At 72.4% G+C, this 16,721-nt stretch carries 12 protein-coding genes and 1 pseudogene; 6 read left to right on the top strand and 7 right to left on the bottom strand.

Annotated elements, in window-relative coordinates; translation table 11 throughout:
• Positions 1-23 precede the first annotated feature (23 nt).
• A complete protein-coding gene (locus ACFYO5_RS26275; RefSeq protein ID WP_388713079.1) occupies positions 24-872 on the bottom strand; it encodes an ABC transporter permease in 849 nt (282 codons plus the stop codon).
• Complete coding sequence (locus ACFYO5_RS26270; protein ID WP_388713075.1) at positions 869-1,873, bottom strand: ATP-binding cassette domain-containing protein; 1,005 nt, start codon at positions 1,871-1,873, stop codon at positions 869-871. Before ACFYO5_RS26270 ends, ACFYO5_RS26275 begins: the two co-directional genes overlap by 4 nt.
• 146 nt (positions 1,874-2,019) lie before the next feature.
• Between ACFYO5_RS26270 and ACFYO5_RS26265 the strand changes: the two genes are divergently transcribed.
• Positions 2,020-3,000, top strand: a complete 981-nt coding sequence (locus ACFYO5_RS26265; RefSeq protein WP_388713073.1) for an NAD(P)H-quinone oxidoreductase — start codon at positions 2,020-2,022, stop codon at positions 2,998-3,000.
• 16 nt (positions 3,001-3,016) lie between these two features.
• On the opposite strand, the gene ACFYO5_RS26260 is transcribed toward ACFYO5_RS26265, so the two are convergent.
• Complete coding sequence (locus ACFYO5_RS26260) at positions 3,017-3,718, bottom strand: hypothetical protein (RefSeq protein WP_388713070.1); 702 nt, start codon at positions 3,716-3,718, stop codon at positions 3,017-3,019.
• A gap of 165 nt (positions 3,719-3,883) precedes the next feature.
• Here ACFYO5_RS26260 and ACFYO5_RS26255 point away from each other — a divergent pair, with 165 nt between their 5' ends.
• A complete protein-coding gene (locus ACFYO5_RS26255; protein WP_356561009.1) occupies positions 3,884-4,432 on the top strand; it encodes a bacterial proteasome activator family protein in 549 nt (182 codons plus the stop codon).
• Between the two features lie 93 nt (positions 4,433-4,525).
• Here ACFYO5_RS26255 and ACFYO5_RS26250 read toward each other — a convergent pair whose 3' ends face one another.
• Positions 4,526-6,163 (bottom strand): protein kinase, encoded by a 1,638-nt coding sequence (locus ACFYO5_RS26250; protein ID WP_388713067.1) that lies wholly within the window; start codon positions 6,161-6,163, stop codon positions 4,526-4,528.
• Positions 6,164-6,508: 345 nt separating this feature from the next.
• Here ACFYO5_RS26250 and ACFYO5_RS26245 point away from each other — a divergent pair, with 345 nt between their 5' ends.
• Complete coding sequence (locus ACFYO5_RS26245; RefSeq protein WP_388713064.1) at positions 6,509-8,113, top strand: protein kinase; 1,605 nt, start codon at positions 6,509-6,511, stop codon at positions 8,111-8,113.
• 102 nt (positions 8,114-8,215) lie between these two features.
• Here the strand turns inward: ACFYO5_RS26245 and ACFYO5_RS26240 are convergent.
• Positions 8,216-9,219, bottom strand: a pseudogene (locus ACFYO5_RS26240) (phosphotransferase).
• 617 nt (positions 9,220-9,836) lie between these two features.
• On the opposite strand from ACFYO5_RS26240, the gene pdhA reads away from it, so the two are divergent.
• Genes pdhA through ACFYO5_RS26225 form a run of 3 tightly spaced genes read left to right on the top strand, consistent with a single transcriptional unit; the run spans position 9,837 to position 13,555 of the window.
• On the top strand, positions 9,837-11,090 hold the full coding sequence (gene pdhA, locus ACFYO5_RS26235; RefSeq protein WP_388713061.1) for a pyruvate dehydrogenase (acetyl-transferring) E1 component subunit alpha: 1,254 nt from the start codon (positions 9,837-9,839) through the stop codon (positions 11,088-11,090).
• A gap of 1 nt (position 11,091) precedes the next feature.
• Positions 11,092-12,069, top strand: coding sequence for an alpha-ketoacid dehydrogenase subunit beta (locus ACFYO5_RS26230; RefSeq protein ID WP_356561000.1), 978 nt, complete (start codon positions 11,092-11,094; stop codon positions 12,067-12,069).
• Between the two features lie 10 nt (positions 12,070-12,079).
• Positions 12,080-13,555, top strand: coding sequence for a dihydrolipoamide acetyltransferase family protein (locus ACFYO5_RS26225; RefSeq protein ID WP_388713056.1), 1,476 nt, complete (start codon positions 12,080-12,082; stop codon positions 13,553-13,555).
• A gap of 837 nt (positions 13,556-14,392) precedes the next feature.
• Here ACFYO5_RS26225 and ACFYO5_RS26220 read toward each other — a convergent pair.
• Together ACFYO5_RS26220 and ACFYO5_RS26215 are read right to left on the bottom strand one after the other, a co-directional pair.
• The gene (locus tag ACFYO5_RS26220) at positions 14,393-15,691 is read right to left on the bottom strand and encodes a nitrate/nitrite transporter (protein ID WP_388713053.1); all 1,299 of its coding nucleotides are present in this window, start codon (positions 15,689-15,691) and stop codon (positions 14,393-14,395) included.
• Entirely contained in the window at positions 15,688-16,350 is a 663-nt protein-coding gene (locus tag ACFYO5_RS26215; protein ID WP_356560994.1) for a GntR family transcriptional regulator, read from the bottom strand. The genes ACFYO5_RS26220 and ACFYO5_RS26215 overlap by 4 nt, the downstream gene beginning before the upstream one ends.
• Positions 16,351-16,721 lie beyond the last annotated feature (371 nt).

Here is a 16,721-nt window from a genome sequence, read left to right as displayed (position 1 = left end):
TTCGCCGGACCGGCGCGCAGGCCCTACCTGCGGTTGTAGAGCCGCATGGTGACGGGGCCGAAGACCAGCACGAACAGTCCCGCCCAGCCCAGGGACCAGGCGACCTCGGCGGCCGGCCAGTCGCCGGCCATCAGCCCACGCACCGCGGACGCGAGGTGGGTGACCGGGCTGTTGTTGACGAACGCCTGGAGCCAGCCCGGCATGGTCCTCGGGTCGACGAACACGTTGGACAGGAAGGTCAGCGGGAAGATCACCATCATGCTGACGCCCATCACCGACTTCTCGGTGCGCAGCAGGAGCCCGAACATCGTCCAGATCCACGAGAACGCGAACGAGAAGACGATCAGCAGGGCGATCCCGGCCAGGACCCCGAGCACCCCGCCGTCCGGCCGGTAGCCGAGGATCACGCCGACGGTGAGCATCACCACGGACGCGATGGTGTAGCGCAGGGCATCGCCGAGGAGGTAGCCGACCATCGTCGACGGCCGCCAGATCGGCAAGGAACGGAACCGGTCGAAGACGCCCTTCTCGATGTCCGTGTTCACCGAGACGCCGGTGTACATCGTGATCATCACGACCGACATCACCAGGATGCCGGGCAGCAGGAACTGGATGTACTCCTTCGGCGACCCGGCCAGAGCGCCCCCGAAGAGGTACGTGTACATCAGCACCATCATGATCGGGAACGCCGTGACGTCGAACAGTTGCTCCGGCACGTGCTTGATCTTGAGAACGGCCCGCCAGCCGAAGGTGAGGGAGGCCGACCAGGCGCTCGGCCGCGGCGGGCGCTCCTTGGCGACCAGCAGCGCCGCGAGGGAGTCGGCGCGGACCGGCGCGAGGTCCTGGGTCTCGTTCGTCGTCGCGGTGCTCATGCGGCCGCCCCGTTCCTCACGGCGTCCTCCGCCTGGGTGTCGTGTCCGGTGAGGGCGAGGAAGACCTCGTCCAGGCTGGGCTGGCCCAGCGCGAAGTCGTCGACGGTGATGCCGGCTCCGGCCAGTTCGGTCAGGGCCCGGGCGGCCTGCTCCGCGGCCGTGTCGCCGGCCGCCGCGGCCAGCCGGGCCGTCAGGGCCAGCGGATCGGGATCGTGCCGGACCCGTGCGTCCAGCACGGCGGCCAGTACCTCCGCCGCCCGCGGACGCTGCTCGGCGTCGCGAAGCCGCAGATGGACGGAGCCGGCGCCCACGGACGCCTTCAGCTCGCCCTTCGTGCCCTCGGCGATGACCCTGCCGTGGTCGATGACGGCGATGCGGGACGCCAGCTGGTCGGCCTCGTCCAGGTACTGGGTGGTCAGCAGCACGGTCGTGCCCTGGGCGACCACCGCCCGCACGATGTCCCACACCTGGTTGCGGCTGCGTGGGTCGAGCCCGGTCGTCGGCTCGTCGAGGAACAGCAGGTCGGGGGTGCTGAGGATGGAGGCGGCGATGTCGATGCGGCGGCGCATGCCTCCCGAGTAGTGCTTGACCTGCCTGGAGGCCGCGCCGGTGAGCCCGAAGGCCTCCAGCAACTGCGCGGACCGCTCACGCGCGGACCTCTTGGCGTGCCCGAGGAGCCGGGCCAGCAGCACGAGGTTCTCGGTGCCGGTGAGGTCCTCGTCCACGGACGCGTACTGCCCGGTGAGGCTGACCAGGCCGCGTACCGTGTCCGCCTCGCGGACGACGTCGTGGCCGAAGACGTGGGCCTGGCCGCCGTCGGGCCGCAGGAGGGTGGCGAGCATCTTCACGGTGGTCGTCTTGCCGGCGCCGTTCGGCCCGAGGACGCCGTAGACGGTGCCGGCGGGGACGGCGAGGTCCACGCCGTCCACGGCCCTGGTCCCGCCGAACGTCTTCACCAGGCCCGCGGTCTCGATCGCCAGGCCGGAGGTGTGCTGGCTCATGGTGGGTGTCCTTCCGCGCATGGGCTGACACAGGGGCAGACCCTCGCCGTCGCGCGAACTCATCGGTCGCGCACCGGGCTCCCGCCACGGATCGGGCCAAGGACCGAGAAGGCTGCGACCAGGGAGTGCGGGGTAGCGTCCCTCTCATGCATGCGATCACGATTCCCGAACCTGGTGGTCCCGAGGCGCTGGTGTGGGACGAGGTCCCCGATCCCGTACCCGGCGAGGGCGAGGTGCTGGTCGAGGTGGTGGCGAGTGCCGTCAACCGTGCCGACGTCCTCCAGCGGCAGGGCTTCTACAACCCGCCGCCGGGCGCCTCGCCCTACCCCGGCCTGGAGTGCTCCGGCCGGATCGCCGCGCTCGGCCCCGGCGTCTCGGGCTGGGAGGTCGGCGACGAGGTGTGCGCCCTGCTCGCGGGCGGCGGATACGCCGAGAAGGTCGCCGTACCGGCCGGGCAGCTGCTGCCCGTACCCGAGGGGACCGATCTCGTGCGGGCCGCGGCACTGCCCGAGGTGGTCTGCACGGTCTGGTCGAACGTCTTCATGATCTCCCACCTCCGCGCCGGCGAGACGCTGCTGGTGCACGGGGGCTCCAGCGGCATCGGCACCATGGCGATCCAGCTGGCCAAGGCCGTCGGCGCCACGGTCGCCGTCACCGCGGGCAGCGCGCGGAAGCTGGAGCGGTGCGCCGAGCTGGGCGCGGACATCCTGATCAACTACCGCGAGCAGGACTTCGTCGCCGAGATCAAGAAGGCCACCGAGGGTGCCGGTGCCGACGTCGTCCTCGACAACATGGGCGCCAAGTACCTGGACCGCAATGTCCAGAGTCTCGCCGTCAACGGCCGGCTGGTGATCATCGGCATGCAGGGCGGCGTCAAGGGTGAGCTGAACATCGGCGCGCTCCTCGGCAAGCGCGCCGCGATCAGCGCGACCTCGCTGCGGGCCCGCCCCGTCGGCGAGAAGGCGTCGATCGTCGCGGCCGTGCGCGAACACGTCTGGCCGCTGCTCGCCGACGGCCATGTCCGTCCCGTCGTGGACCGTGAAGTGCCGATGAGCGACGCGGCCGCGGCGCACCGGGTCGTCGAGGAGAGCGGACACGTGGGCAAGGTCCTGCTGGTCGCGCGCTGACACGGCCGCCGGCGCGCTAGCCGCGGCGGAGCCGCAGGCCGAGGAAGGCGAGGCCGAGGCCCAGGCCGATGAGGACCAGCCCGCTGCCCAGGGGCAGGGCCCGCAGCATCCGTCCGGCCCCCCGCTCCTCGGCGGCGGCGTCGGTCTGGCCCACGGTCCGCGGGGAGGCGGAGGGGGCGAGCCCGGCCTCGTGGGGAGCCGCGTCCGGGGCGGCCGGCTCCTCGGCCGGCTCCTCGGCCCGCTGCTCGTCGAGGCCCTCTTCCTCTTCGGCGTCCGCCTCCTCGCCGGGAACCTCCGGGTCCTCCTCCACGGCGGCCTCGGTGCGGCCGGGACGCACCCGGCCCTCCCCGGCCCGGCTGCCGGCCCGGTCGGGACCGCCGGGAGACACGGAGGGCGAGGCGGAGGCGACGGCCGCCGACACGGCGGTGGACGCCGATCCGGGGACGTGCGACGGGCCCCGGGGATACGGGGGAACGTGGTCGTGCCTCGCCCCCGGCGAGGGCGTCGGACCGGCCCGTCCGTGCGAGGGACCGGGCCCGTGCGTGGTGCCGGGCGCGCGCGTCGCGTCACGGTCGTACGCCGGTCCGCTCTCGTACGCCGTTCCGGGGCCGTACGCCGACACCGCCGCGTCCGCCGGCACGCCCCCGAAGGGCAGCACGGCCATCAGCAGCCCCGTCCCCATACCCACCCCGCACAGCCCCCGCCACCATGGCGTCACGCCCGTGCCCTCCTCCCGGTGTTCCGTCGTCTCGGAACGAGGCCCCAAGCCTCACATGACGGGACGGGAGTGGCATTCCGGACTGATCCGATCGGGAAAAGCGTGGTTCGCCCTTCACGGGGGGCGCCACGGTGATGAGGTGGAGGGGTGCGAGAGAATGGCGGCATGGAGATGCCGAGGAACGAACGGTCGCCGGAGAACGCCCAGAAGATCCTGGTCGTGGGCCAGGACGGCATGGCACTCGGCGGCATCGACGCGGAGGACGACTCCCGTGAGATCCCCGTGACCGAGCAGGTCGAGCAGCCGGCGAAGGTCATGAGGATCGGCAGCATGATCAAGCAGCTGCTGGAGGAGGTGCGCGCGGCCCCTCTCGACGAGGCCAGCCGGGTCCGTCTCAAGGAGATCCACGCCAGCTCGGTGAAGGAGCTGGAGGACGGTCTGGCGCCGGAGCTGGTCGAGGAGCTGGAGCGGCTGTCCCTGCCGTTCAACGAGGAGTCGACGCCGAGCGACGCCGAACTGCGGATCGCGCAGGCCCAGCTGGTGGGCTGGCTGGAGGGTCTGTTCCACGGGATCCAGACCACGCTGTTCGCCCAGCAGATGGCGGCCCGGGCCCAGCTGGAGCAGATGCGCCGTGCGCTGCCGCCGGGTGTGGGAGGCCCGGAGGGTTCCGACGACCCGCGCGCGGGGGGCCGCTCGGGGGGCCCGTACCTGTAGAGCCGCGTCCCCAGCGCCGCGTCAAGGATCCGTACCGACCACAGAACAGAAGGGCCCGGCGACCGACGCCGGGCCCTTCTCGGTCGTGCGGGGTCAGGACGCCGGGTTGCCCGTGGAGACGCTCAGCTCGATCTCCGGCATGTCCTTCGGGTCGACGTCCGTCCCGGCGGACGGGAACTGGTCCATGACCGTGCCGTCGCCGTAGGTGTTCTCGTCCACGTCCTTTTCCTTGATGTTCCAACCGGCCGCTTGGAAGCAGGACTTGACCGAGTCGATGTTCTTGAACTTGAAGTCCGGAACCCGGATCTTGTCGGGGTCGTTGTACGACTCCTGCGGCTCGGTGCACTCGGTCGTGTCGATCGTCTTGGCGGTGTCCGGGCCGCGGTAACCGGCGGCCTTCGTCGCCGAGGCGGAGGTGCTGGTGCCGGGGTCGCCGCCGTTGTCGTCGTCACCGCCGCCGTTGGCCGCGAGGGTCCCGATCAGGGCGCCGACGGTCGCGAGCGCCACGACCGCCGACCCGACGAGCACTCCCTTGTTGCTCCTGCGGCCACCGCCCGGCCCTCCCGCGGCCGAGGTCTGCGGGTTCAGGTTGTAGGCGGGCGGGGTGTTCGCCCCCTGCTGGTGGCCGTAGGCGGGGGCGGGCGTCTGGTAGCCCTGCTGGGGATAGCCGTACGACGGGGCGGGCGTCGAGGGGGTGCCGTACGGGTTGGGCGTCGGGGCCGGCTGGTACGGCGTCTGCACGTTGCCCACCGGCGTCTGGGGGCTCTGGCCGACCGGCGGGAACACCGCGGAGCCGACGCCCGAGCCGCTCTGCGCGGGGTTGCCGGGCACGATGCTCGGCGGGGCGGCCTGGAAGGAGGCCGCGACGCGCAGGCACTCGTCGCGCATGGCGACGGCGGTGGGGAAGCGCTCGTTCGGGTTCTTCTTGAGCGCGCGGGCGACGAGCGCGTCGATGGCCGGCGGCAGCGCGCGGTTGATGGAGGAGGGGGCCACCGGCTCCTCCTGCACATGCGCGTACGCGATCGCCAGTGGCGAGTCGGCGTCGAACGGCAGCCGCCCGGTGACCAGTTGGAACAGCATGATGCCGACCGAGTACAGGTCGGAGCGGGCGTCCACACCGCGGCCGAGGGCCTGTTCGGGCGAGAGGTACTGCGGGGTGCCGACGACCATGCCGGTCTGGGTCATCGAGGTGACACCGGACTGCATGGCGCGCGCGATGCCGAAGTCCATCACCTTGACGATGCCGCGCTTGGTCATCATCACGTTGCCGGGCTTGATGTCGCGGTGGACCAGGCCCATCTCGTGGCTGATCTCCAGCGCGGCCAGCACGTCCGCGGTGATCTTCAGCGCCTTGTCGGCGGGCATGGCGCCCTGCCGCCGTACGTCCTCGTCGAGCACCGACCCGAGCGGGCTGCCCTCGATGTACTCCATGACGATGTACGGAGTGGTCAGACCGTCGACATCGTCCTCGCCGGTGTCGAAGACCGAGACGATGTTGGTGTGGGTGAGCTTGGCCACGGCCTGGGCCTCGCGGCGGAAACGCTCGCGGAAGGCCGGCTCGCGGCCGAGTTCGGTGTGCAGCGTCTTGACCGCGACCTGCCGGTCGAGGACCGCGTCGTAGGCGAGGTGCACCGAGGCCATGCCGCCCTCGCCGAGCAAGTCGCGCAGCTGGTACCGGCCGCCGGCGAGCGCCCGCCCCGCGTACCGGCCCTGCGCGCCGTCGTGGCTCATTCTCCGCGTCCCCCGTCAGGCCCTCGGCGCTGCAGCTCGCCCTGGCTTGCCCATTGATCGAAAGTGCTATTCCCGGCCAAGTCTGCCCCAGGGCACCGACACGTCAAGCTCGGTGCCCGTTCCGTGACCGTACGTGAAAGAAGAGTCGCGGAAGCGTTACCGGTGTCGTACCGCCGCTACACAGAATTTGCACGCCGGCGCGGGGTGCGGGTTTGATGGCCGATCCGTCTCCGACCGATACCCGAGATGATCCCGGACCGGCGGCTTGCGCGGAGGCTGTAGCGTGGCCGACGGAGACCGTGACAACACCGCGCGCACCGCGGGCAGAAACGACGGCGAGGACTGATGGCACAGCAGCAGCGCGCTCAGGGCCCGTCCGACCCCGAGGCGACTGGCGGCGGTATGTCAGATGCGCCGGAGATGTGGGGTAACGGCGGACTTGTCGGAGACGGCCGTTACCGGCTGACCGGCAGACTCGGGCGGGGCGGCATGGCGGAGGTGTTCGCCGCCGAGGACGTGCGTCTCGGCCGCACCGTCGCCGTCAAGCTGCTGCGCGCCGACCTCGCCGAGGACCCGGTGTCCAAGGCCCGCTTCACGCGCGAGGCGCAGTCGGTGGCCGGCCTCAACCACCACGCGATCGTCGCCGTGTACGACTCCGGCGAGGACGTCGTCGGCGGCCAGAGCGTGCCCTACATCGTGATGGAACTGGTCGAGGGACGGACCATCCGCGACCTGCTCCTCAACGCGGAGGCGCCGGGCCCCGAGCAGGCTCTGATCATCGTCTCCGGGGTGCTGGAGGCGCTCGCCTACTCGCACCAGCACGGCATCGTGCACCGTGACATCAAGCCGGCGAACGTGATCATCACCGACAACGGCGCGGTGAAGGTGATGGACTTCGGCATCGCGCGCGCGTTGCACGGGGCGTCGACGACCATGACGCAGACCGGCATGGTCATGGGCACCCCGCAATACCTCTCCCCGGAGCAGGCGCTCGGCAAGGCCGTCGACCACCGCTCCGACCTGTACGCCACCGGCTGCCTGCTGTACGAACTGCTCGCGCTGCGGCCGCCGTTCACCGGGGAGACCCCGCTGTCGGTGGTCTACCAGCATGTGCAGGACATTCCGGTGCCGCCGTCGCGGACCTCGGAGGGCGTGTGCCCGCCGGAGCTCGACGGTCTCGTCATGCGTTCGCTGGCCAAGGATCCCGACGACCGGTTCCAGACCGCGGAGGAGATGCGCGGCCTCGTCCAGTACGGGCTCCAGATGCTGTACGACCAGGGCGCCCACACCGGCACCTGGAACACCGGCCCGGTCGAGGCGGGCACCGGCGCGGGTGCCGCCGCGGCGGGCTTCGCGAGCACGAGCGTGCTGGCGCAGGGCGCCGACGGTTCCCGCACCTCGCAGATCCCGCAGCCGGTGCTGCCCACGGGCTACAACAACGGCGACGACGGCGGTTTCGAGGGGCGCGGCAACCGGGGCAGCGGCCGCGGCAAGCTGTGGATCCTCGCCGTCCTCGCGGTGATCGCCGTCGCCGCGGGCGTCGCGCTCGCGCTGAACAAGCAGGACGCGGGCAGTGGCGGCGGGACCGAGACCACGAAGTCGCCGAGCGCCAGCCCGTCCGCGTCGGACGACCGGACGAGCGCGTCGCCGAGCGAGGAGGCGTCCGACGAGTCGTCGCAGGACACCTCCGACGGCAGCACGGGTTCGAACTCCGGGTCCGGATGGACCCCGTCCTACACGCCGTCGTACTCGCCGTCGCCGAGCTACAGCAGCGAGCCGTCGGACGAGCCGTCGGATCCGGCGACGAGCGATCCGGTCTCGGAGGAGCCGAGCGACTCGGTGTCGAGCGATCCCGGCACGGCGGACGGGGGCGCCGGCGACGGGGGGACGTCGCAGGGCGGCACCATCACCGGCGTCACCAACGGCGGCACCGCCGGCGACGAGGGCTGACCCGCGGCACGGTGACCGACGACACGGCGCGACGCGCGCGTGAGCCCCTGACGGGTCCTCACGCGCGCGTGGTCGTCTCCGGGGGCTCGCCCGCGGTGGCCCTCAGTCCGTGAAGGCGTCGCACACCGCGTCGTACTCCCGTGTCCACCACACCGCGAGGGCGGAGGCGGCCGGGAACTGGGGTCGGCGCGGGTGTCGCCGCGCTCGTAGTGCCAGCGCAGCATCCAGAAGTCGTTCAGGCGCTCCCACCACACCCGGTGCACGGCGGCCGCCAGCTCGGAGGGCGCGGCACCGGCGGCGGGCCGGTACGCGCGCGCGTACGCCCGCGCCTTCGGCAGGTCGAGCGTGCCGTCGGGCCGGACGAAGAAGATCGCGGCGGCGCGTACGGCCTCCTCCGCGCGGGGCTGCACTCCGAGCCGGTCCCAGTCGACGATGGCCGCGGGCGCCTCCCCGCGGTAGAGCAGGTTGAACGGGTGGAAGTCGCCGTGCACCCAGCCGGCCGGGCCGGCGCGCGGGGGGCGCCGGTCGGCGTGCCGTTCCAGCAGGGTGCGGCGTTCCATGAGCCGGTGGCGGGCCAGTTCGTCGAAGGAGTCGGCCGGGCGGTGCCGGCGTACGCGCGCGAGGAGGTCGTCGATCACGGCGAAGGTGTCGGCGGGTGCGGGGCTCTCGGCGGGAGCGGCGCGCGCCCGCGCGTGGGCCGGCATCACGCGCTCCAGGCTCGCGTGGACCACCCCCAGCAGCGCTCCCAGGCGCCCGCACGCGTGCGGGGTGAGCTGCGCGCCGTGGCGGTGCCGGCCCTCGACCCACGGGTGCAGGGCGTAGGCGTGGCCGCCGACGACGGCGACCGTGCGCCCGTCGCGGCCGGGCAGCGGGGGCGCGACCGGGACACCGAGGTCGGCCAGGCGCTGGGTGGCCCGGTGCTGGCGGACGATCGAGGCGGGGTCGGCGGTGTCGGGGTCGAAGTGGTGCTTGAGGAAGTACCGGCCGCGGGTGGTGCGCAGCCGGTAGCCGCGGTTCAGCAGCCCCTGGTCGACGGGCTCGCACGCGAGCGCGGAGCCGGCGGCATAGCGCCGGAGCAGGACGCCCAGAGGGGGCGCGTGGGGCATGAGGGGTGGTACACAGGAGCGCGGCACGCGCCGATCGTAGGGCACCCCGCACGGCTGTGAGCTGGGGGTTGTCACAGAACGTCACCGACTGTCACAAGTGATCCCCGGCGGTCGGCTTGGGGTGCGCCTCGGCTGTGAAACGGTCCGGACGGCCGAGGGCCGCCGCTGTACGGCGGTGCGTCGCGGGGCGACCGGCAGGTGGCCGGCGACTCGACGCGGCCGCCGCCGACCGCGATCCGCGGCGCGGGCCCGGGGGGTGTCCTTGGGGGAATGCGGGGAAACCGCCCCGGTGCCGGCCGAGGCGCTCCCGCGCGGAAACTCTTCCCGTGACCTGGGTGCGCGGGATAACGTGCCGTTGCTCCGGCCTCCTGCAAGGCTGTGACCAGGCTCCTTCCCGACTTTGCCGATTTACTTGGAAATCCAAGCAAAAACGCAGGTCAGGTGGGGTTTCACAGAAATGTGGCGCACTGGGTAACGTGAGGCTTGCAGGGCGCTCGCCGGGGCACCTGTCACGCCTGTTCCGGCCGAGGGCACCCACCCCGTGCACGGGTTTCGGAACAGGTGAGCCGCACTGGTCACCCGGCAACCCCGGGGGCCGGACCGACGGAGGAGCACACGTGACCGTGGAGAGCACTGCCGCGCGCAAGCCGCGACGCAGCGCCGGAGGCAAGGCCGGCGCCACCGGCACCGAGACGGCGGCCGAGGCCACCGGCACGGCGACCAAGGCCACCGGTGCCAGGCGCACCACTCGCACCCCCCGCGCCGCCGTCCGCAAGAGCACCGCCGAGCCCCAGCTCGTGCAGCTGCTGACGCCCGAGGGCGAGCGCGTGGCGAACGCCGAGTACGACCCGTACGTCGCCGATGTCACGCCCGAGGAGCTGCGCGGTCTCTACCGCGACATGGTGCTCACCCGCCGCTTCGACGCCGAGGCCACCTCCCTCCAGCGCCAGGGCGAGCTGGGCCTGTGGGCCTCGCTGCTCGGCCAGGAGGCCGCCCAGATCGGTTCCGGCCGGGCCCTGCGCGACGACGACTACGTCTTCCCGACCTACCGCGAGCACGGCGTCGCCTGGTGCCGCGGTGTCGACCCGGCGAACCTGCTCGGCATGTTCCGCGGCGTCAACAACGGCGGCTGGGACCCCAACGGCAACAACTTCCACCTCTACACGATCGTCATCGGCTCCCAGACGCTGCACGCCACGGGCTACGCGATGGGCGTGGCCAAGGACGGCGCGGACTCCGCGGTCATCGCCTACTTCGGCGACGGCGCCTCCAGCCAGGGCGACGTGGCCGAGTCGTTCACCTTCTCCGCGGTCTACAACGCGCCGGTGGTCTTCTTCTGCCAGAACAACCAGTGGGCGATCTCCGAGCCGACCGAGAAGCAGACCCGCGTGCCGCTCTACCAGCGCGCCCAGGGCTACGGCTTCCCGGGGGTCCGCGTCGACGGCAACGACGTCCTGGGCTGTCTCGCGGTCACCAAGTGGGCCCTGGAGCGGGCCCGCAACGGCGAGGGACCCACCCTCGTCGAGGCGTACACGTACCGCATGGGTGCCCACACGACCTCCGACGACCCGACCCGCTACCGCCACGACGACGAGCGGGCGGCCTGGGAGGCGAAGGACCCGATCCTGCGCCTGCGCCGGCACCTGGAGGCCGCAAACCACACGGACGAGGGATTCTTCGCGGAACTCGAGGCCGAGAGCGAGGCGTTGGGCAGGCGAGTGCGCGAAGCGGTCCGTTCCATGCCGGACCCGGACCACTTCGCCATCTTCGAGAACGTGTACGCGGACGGGCACGCGCTCGTCGACGAGGAGCGCGCCCAGTTCGCCGCCTACCAGGCGTCGTTCACGGACGCTCCCGAGGGGGGTAACTGAGATGGCGGAGAAGACGGCCCTCGCCAAGGCGATCAACGCGTCGCTGCGCAAGGCCCTGGAGTCGGACCCGAAGGTGCTCGTCATGGGCGAGGACGTCGGCAAGCTGGGCGGCGTGTTCCGGGTGACGGACGGCCTCCAGAAGGACTTCGGCGAGTCCCGCGTCATCGACACCCCGCTCGCCGAGTCGGGCATCGTGGGCACCGCCATCGGCCTGGCCCTGCGCGGTTACCGCCCGGTGGTGGAGATCCAGTTCGACGGCTTCGTCTTCCCGGCCTACGACCAGATCGTCACCCAGCTCGCGAAGATGCACGCGCGTGCGCTCGGCAAGATCAAGATGCCGGTCGTCATCCGGATCCCCTACGGCGGCGGCATCGGCGCCGTGGAGCACCACTCCGAGTCCCCCGAGTCGCTCTTCGCGCACGTGGCGGGCCTGAAGGTGGTCTCCCCGTCGAACGCCGGCGACGCCTACTGGATGATGCAGCAGGCCATCCAGAGCGACGACCCGGTGATCTTCTTCGAGCCCAAGCGGCGCTACTGGGACAAGGGCGAGGTCGACCCCGAGGCGATCCCCGGCCCCCTGCACAAGGCGCGGGTCGTCCGCGAGGGCGCCGACCTGACCCTCGTCGCCTACGGCCCGATGGTGAAGCTCTGCCAGGAGGCCGCCGACGCGGCCGCCGAGGAGGGCAAGAACCTGGAGGTCCTGGACCTGCGTTCGGTCTCCCCGCTCGACTTCGACTCCATCCAGGCCTCCGTGGAGAAGACCCGCCGTCTGGTCGTCGTCCATGAGGCGCCGGTGTTCTTCGGTTCGGGCGCGGAGATCGCCGCCCGGATCACGGAGCGCTGCTTCTACCACCTGGAGGCCCCGGTGCTCCGGGTCGGCGGCTACCACGCCCCCTACCCGCCGGCCCGTCTGGAAGAGGAGTACCTGCCGGGCCTGGACCGGGTACTCGACACCGTCGACCGCGCCCTGGCGTACTGAGGAGAGGGTCGTGACGACGATGACGGAAGCGTCCGTACGCGAGTTCAAGATGCCCGACGTGGGCGAGGGACTCACCGAGGCCGAGATCCTCAAGTGGTACGTCCAGCCCGGTGACACGGTGACCGACGGCCAGGTGGTCTGCGAGGTCGAGACGGCGAAGGCCGCCGTCGAACTGCCCATCCCCTACGACGGAGTGGTGCGCGAGCTGCGGTTCCCCGAGGGCACCACGGTCGACGTGGGCGTCTCGATCATCGCGGTGGACGTGTCGAGCGGGTCGGCCCCGGCCGCCGCTCCCACCCCGGCCGCCGTCCCCGCCGCCGCGACCGCTGTGGAGCAGCAGCCCGAGGAGCCGAAGGCACACGGCTCGGGCCGCCAGCCGGTCCTGGTCGGTTACGGCGTGGCCGCGTCCTCCACCAAGCGCCGCCCGCGCAAGGGCGCCGAGATCCCGGTCCAGGAGTCGGCGGCCGTCTCCGCGGCCGTCCAGGCGGAACGGAACGGACACGGCCCGGTCCCCGCGGCCCCGCCCGCCCCCTCCGCGACCGGGCACCGGCCGCGCCCGCTGGCCAAGCCGCCCGTGCGCAAGCTGGCCAAGGACCTGGGCGTGGATCTCGCCTCGGTCACGCCGTCCGGCCCGGACGGCGTCATCACGCGCGAGGACGTCCATGCCGCCGCGGCCCTGGCGCAGGCTCCGGAACGGCCGACGGAGCCACAGTCCGCTCCGGCGGCCTTCCCGGCGCCGGCCGCCGCATCGGCCCCGGCCGCCACCTACGACACGGCGCGCGAGACCCGTATCCCCGTCAAGGGCGTCCGCAAGGCGACGGCGGCGGCGATGGTGGGCTCGGCGTTCACGGCGCCGCATGTCACCGAGTTCGTGACGGTCGACGTCACGCGCACCATGAAGCTCGTCGAGGAACTCAAGCGGGACCCCGACAAGTACGGGATGCAGGGCCTGCGGGTGAACCCGCTCCTGCTGATCGCCAAGGCGCTGCTGGTCGCCATCAGGCGCAACCCGGACGTCAACGCGTCCTGGGACGAGGCGAGCCAGGAGATCGTGCGCAAGCACTACGTCAACCTGGGCATCGCGGCCGCGACCCCGCGCGGGCTGATCGTGCCGAACATCAAGGACGCCCACGACAAGACGCTGCCGCAACTGGCCGAGGCCCTGGGCGAGCTGGTGGCGACGGCGCGCGAGGGCAGGACGTCCCCGGCGGCCATGCAGGGCGGCACGGTGACCATCACCAACGTCGGCGTCTTCGGCGTCGACACCGGCACGCCGATCCTGAACCCCGGCGAGGCCGCGATCCTCGCGGTCGGCGCGATCAGGCTCAAGCCCTGGGTCCACAAGGGCAAGGTGAAGCCCCGTCAGGTGACCACTCTCGCGCTGAGCTTCGACCACCGCCTGGTCGACGGCGAACTGGGCTCCAAGGTGCTCGCCGACGTGGCGGCCGTCCTGGAGCAGCCGAAGAGACTGATCACCTGGGGCTGAGACAGCCTGGGTCGAGGACCTGCGGTGGAGGACCTGCGGCTGAGACGCCGCAGGCCCGCACAGCGAGGCGTAGGCGGAGCGGAGGGGGTGAGGGGGGCGGGTGCCGCCCCCCTCACCCCGTCACCTCCCCACCGCGCCCCGGCCCCCGCCTCCAGTGCCCTCCGGTGCTCCACCCCAACAGCCGGTGGCCCTCCGCGGAATCCGCCGAGCCGCCCTCCGCGACCTGGCGCGGCCCGGTGAGCGCCGGCGAGAGCCGGCCCGTCACATGGCCGGGCCGGCGCCGGGCCTCCTTGGTCAGCCGGTCCAGGGTGCGGGCCTGCTCCTGCCGCGTGCAGCGGGACAGTGGAACAGCATCTGGCGCCCGCGTAGGCGGCGTCGCTCGACGTCGTGAGCGCGCGGGATGGTCGACCGGACGCGTAGCCCGGGTTCGCCTCCACGAGGTGCTGCTGCTCAGCGACGTGATCCCTGAGCCGGCGTGACGGGTTCCGCCCCCGTGCCCTCCGGGACAGGAGCCGGGTGCTCTCCTGCTGAGCTACCCGCCGATGCGTCGACGTGTCGGGTTCCGCCCCCGTGCCCTCCGGGTCCCGAGCCCGGTGGTCCGCCCCTGAGCTATAGGTCGTGCGACGACGCCAGATCGCGAACAAGCGGGCGGACAACAGGGTTTCCCCGCCACGTCGGCCGACCCCGGGCACCGCGCCCGCTGGACGGCTCGCGCGCAGGGCATGCGGCATGGCTGGGCCCCTCTCACGTGCGTGCTCGACCGGCCTGGCGGGGCCGGTTCGCAGCGGGCGACGGGGAGGGCTACAGGGATGACGGACGATCCTTCGCACCCGCGCGCTACACGGGCACGTGCACGGAGGCCACCCGGCTGGCGACCGACCGCTCCTTCTCCCGGCGCGCCGCGCGCGAGCGCAGTCGCAGGATCTGGCTGACCCCGAGCGCCTGGAGCACGAACACCGAGGAGAAGGCGATCCGGTAGTCGTCGCCGGTCGCGTCCAGCAGGACACCGACCGCGAACAGGGTCGTCATGGAGGCGACGAACCCGCCCATGTTGGTGATCCCGGAGGCGGTGCCCTGCCGCTCCGGAGGGTTCGCGGGCCGCGCGAAGTCGAAGCCGAGCATCGACGCCGGTCCGCAGGCGCCCAGCACCGCGCACAGCACGACGAGCAGCCACATCGGCGCGTGCTCGCCGGGGTAGGCCAGCGTGACCGCCCACAGCAGCGCGGTGGCCCCGACGGTGCCGAGCGCCAGCGGCAGCCGCGCCTCGTGGTGCCGGGCGACGACCTGGCCGTAGACGAGTCCGACGGCCATGTTCGACAGGACGACCAGGGTCAGCAGTTCGCCGGCCGTGGCGCGGGTGAGGCCCTGCGCCTCGACGAGGAACGGCATGCCCCACAGCAGCAGGAACACCATCGCCGGGAACTGGGTGGTGAAGTGCACCCACAGCCCCAGCCGCGTCCCCGGTTCCCGCCAGGACGCGGCGATCTGCCGCCGTACGTAGGCGGCGCCCTGGTGCGGGAACGGCTGGGGCTCGTGGCCGTCGGGGTGGTCCTTGAGGAACAGCAGGAGCAGGACGAGTACGACGACCCCGGCGAGCGCGCTGCCCGCGAACGCGGCCGTCCATCCGACGCCGTGCAGCAGCCGGGCCAGGAGCAGCGTGGAGACCAGGTTGCCCGCCATGCCGGCCAGGCCCGCGAGCTGCGCGACGAGGGGGCCGCGGCGGGCGGGGAACCAGCGGGTGCCGAGCCGCAGGACGCTGATGAACGTCATCGCGTCGCCGCAGCCGAGCAGCGCGCGCGAGGCGAGGGCGGTGCCGTACGTGGGGGAGAAGGCGAAGCCGAGTTGCCCGGCGGTGAACAGGACGACACCGATGGCCAGCACCTTCTTGGTGCCGAGCCGGTCGACCAGCAGGCCGACGGGTATCTGCATGCCGGCGTAGACGAGCAGCTGGAGGATGGAGAAGGTCGACAGGGCCGAGGCGTTCACGTCGAAGCGGTCGGCGGCGTCGAGGCCGGCCACCCCGAGCGAGGTACGGAAGATGACGGCGACGAAGTAGACCGAGACGCCGATCCCCCATACGGCTGCCGCGCGCCGTCCGCCGGGCGGGTCACCCGGCAGGGTGATGTTGTTGCTCATCGGACCTCACCCCGCGCCAGGTGCGAGAACCAGCCGACGTGCCGGTGGACGATCTCCACGGCCGCCGCCGCGTCCCCGGACCGGAGGGCGTGGAGGATCTCCTCGTGCTCGGCGAGGGTCTTGGCGATCCGGTCGGGGTGGGAGTGCATCACGGCGACGCCCATCCGCAGCTGGCGGTCGCGCAGCTGGTCGTAGAGCCGGGACAGGATCTCGTTGCCGCCGCTGCGGACGATCTCGGCGTGGAAACAGCGGTCGGTGACGGCGGCCCCGGCCAGATCACCGGCCGCGGCCTGCGCCTTCTGCTGTTCCAGTAGCTCCTCGAGCCGTCGGATCAACCCGGCGGGGGCGGGTACGGCCTTGCGTGCCGCGTGTTCCTCGACCAGCAGCCGGGTCTCGACGACGTCCTTGATCTCCTGCGCGGAGACCGGCAGGACCAGGGCGCCCTTCTTCGGGTAGAGCTTGATCAGCCCTTCGGCCTCCAGGCGCAGCAGCGCTTCCCGCACCGGGGTGCGGGAGACCCCGACGGCCTCGCCCAGCTCGCCCTCGGTGAGGAGGGTGCCGCCCTCGTAACGGCGGTCCAGGACCCCCTGCTTGACGTGCGTGTAGACGCGGTCGGCTGCGGGCGGCTGCTTGACGGGCGCGGGCGCGGCGGAAGGCATGCGAACAGGATAGATACAACACGTACGCATGGGGGAGGCGGGTCCAGTATGTGGTCGGGCGCATGGTCGGGCGCATGGGCGGGCGACGCGGGGCCCGGGCCGGACGGGGAACCGGACGAGGGGCCGGACGGGGAGGCGGACGAGGGGCCGGACGATGCTGGATCGAGGCCGGACGGAGGCTGCACAGGAGCCGGACCGGGGCTCGACCGGGGCCGGACCGAGGCCGGGTGGAGGCTGCACGGGGAGGCGGACGAGGGACCGGACCGAGGCCGGACGAAGGCCGCCCGGGGAGCCGGACGGGGAGTCGGACCGAGGCCGGACGGAGGCCGCCCGGGGAGCCGGACGGGGAGTCGGACCGAGGCCGGACGGAG

Source organism: Streptomyces sp. NPDC006259 (genome assembly GCF_042870975.1).
In the GTDB taxonomy this organism is placed as follows: domain Bacteria; phylum Actinomycetota; class Actinomycetes; order Streptomycetales; family Streptomycetaceae; genus Streptomyces.
This window is presented reverse-complemented; position numbering and strand designations above follow the sequence as displayed.